Consider the following 1,888-nt stretch of genomic DNA (forward strand, 5'->3'; position numbering starts at 1 on the left):
ACGCCAGATGGTCACAATGAGAGAATGAATGCGTGAGAGTGAGTGTGGAGGGGAGAAAAAATTAACGGTTATCTCTTTGTTTTCAAAGAAATAACCGTTGTTTTTATGGTAAATAATTGCTATATTTAAAGTGAGAATTAAAAATAAAGTCAAGCATTTACCATGAGCGCAAAGATAGTGTATAAAGATTACAATCAGAACGAAAGTCTGCTTTTTCCGCCGACATTGGGAGAACTCGTCCCAAAGAACCATCCGGTGCGGATCGTGAACGCAGTGATAGACAGGCTGGACATATCTTCTGTAGAATCGACCTACAAGGGCGGAGGGACGAGCAGTTTCCATCCCCGCATGCTTCTGAAAGTGATAGTCTACTCCTACCTGTGCAATGTTTATTCCGGCCGCCGTATGGAGCGTCTTCTGCAGGAGAACGTGAACTACATGTGGCTTTCAGGGATGTCGCGGCCGGACTTCAGAACAATCAACCGGTTCAGGAGCGGGCGTCTGGCGGACGGGCGGTTTGACGGGCTGTTCAGGCAGGTTGTCCTGCTTCTGAATGCAGAGGGGCTCGTGTCGCTGAAAGTGCAGTACATCGACGGGACGAAGATAGAGTCTGTGGCGAACAGGTACACTTTCGTATGGAAAAGGAGTGTCGAGAAGAACAAGGAGAAACTGGAGGCGAAAGTGGATGCCGTACTCAAGACGGCGGAGTCGGTCCTCTCCGAAGAGAACAGGGAATGTGCTTCGGAGGAGTCCGGTGTGACGGATCTGGCCGAGCGTACGGAAAGGATACTGCGCAGGATGGACGAGCAGGGTATCAGCGACAGAAAGCTGAGGAAGTCCGTAGAGAAGGTGAAGGACGAGTCCCTTCCGAAGCTAGAATCCTACAAGCATCATCTGGAGACCTTGGGGGAAAGGAACAGCTACAGCAAGACGGACAAGGACGCGACGTTCATGCGTATGAAGGAGGACGCGATGCGCAACGGTCAGACCAAGCCGGGATACAATGTCCAGATAGCGACGGAGAACCAGTTCATCACGAACTACGGAATCTACCGGAGGCCGACGGACTGGGGCACTATGATACCGTTCCTGAAGTCGTTCAGGGAAAGATACGGCCGGCAGAGCGAAGAGATAGTCGCGGACTCGGGCTATGGCAACGAGCAGAACTACGCGTACATGGATGGAGAGGGGATTGACGCGTATGTGAAATACACCATGTTCCATGCGGAGATGAAGCGGAAATACCGGGACAACGCCTTCTTGGTACAGAACATGTACTACAATGAGGAGAAAGACTTCTATGTGTGCCCGATGGGGCAGCGTCTGGAGCGGGCCGGGACATGGAGCACTGTCTCCGACCTGGGATACAGGTCATCCGTGGCAGTATACCGGGCAAAGAACTGCGCCGGCTGTCCGCTGCGTGGAATGTGCTACAAGGGGAAGTCCGGCAGGCGTACCATTGAAGTGAACCACACTGCGAACGCATTCAAAAGGAAGGCACGGGAACTGCTGACCGGAGAGAGAGGCCTGATGCACAGGAGCAGACGTCCGATCGAGCCGGAAGCCGTATTCGGTGACATCAAGTTCAATCACGGCTTCAAGAGGTTCCGTCTCAAGTCAGCCGGAAAGGTCAATGTCGAGTTCGGCCTTGTCGCCCTCGCCCATAACCTCAGAAAATATGCGGCGCATGTCCGCGACGGACTCTTGGGGGTGTCTGACAACTCTCCGTCATTGGGAATGGCATAGCCCAAAAACATGAAAGACGAAAATCAGAGGTATTAGTAAACCAGCCCTTCCCGGAGACTTCCTGCTCCGGTAAAAAGTAATGTGGTCATCTTTTCTATAATAAAACAAAGAGACCGCCCAAAATCTCTTTTGGGTCGGCCTC

1 protein-coding gene is annotated in these 1,888 nt (G+C 52.2%); it reads left to right on the plus strand.

The features are described from left to right. The first annotated feature begins 162 nt into the window (after nt 1-162). Nucleotides 163-1,746, plus strand: coding sequence for an IS1182 family transposase (locus tag NW211_RS13735; protein ID WP_258328254.1), 1,584 nt, complete (start codon nt 163-165; stop codon nt 1,744-1,746). The last annotated feature ends 142 nt before the right edge of the window (nt 1,747-1,888 follow it).

This window comes from Barnesiella sp. ET7 (assembly GCF_024733785.1).
Lineage (GTDB): Bacteria > Bacteroidota > Bacteroidia > Bacteroidales > Barnesiellaceae > Barnesiella > Barnesiella merdigallinarum.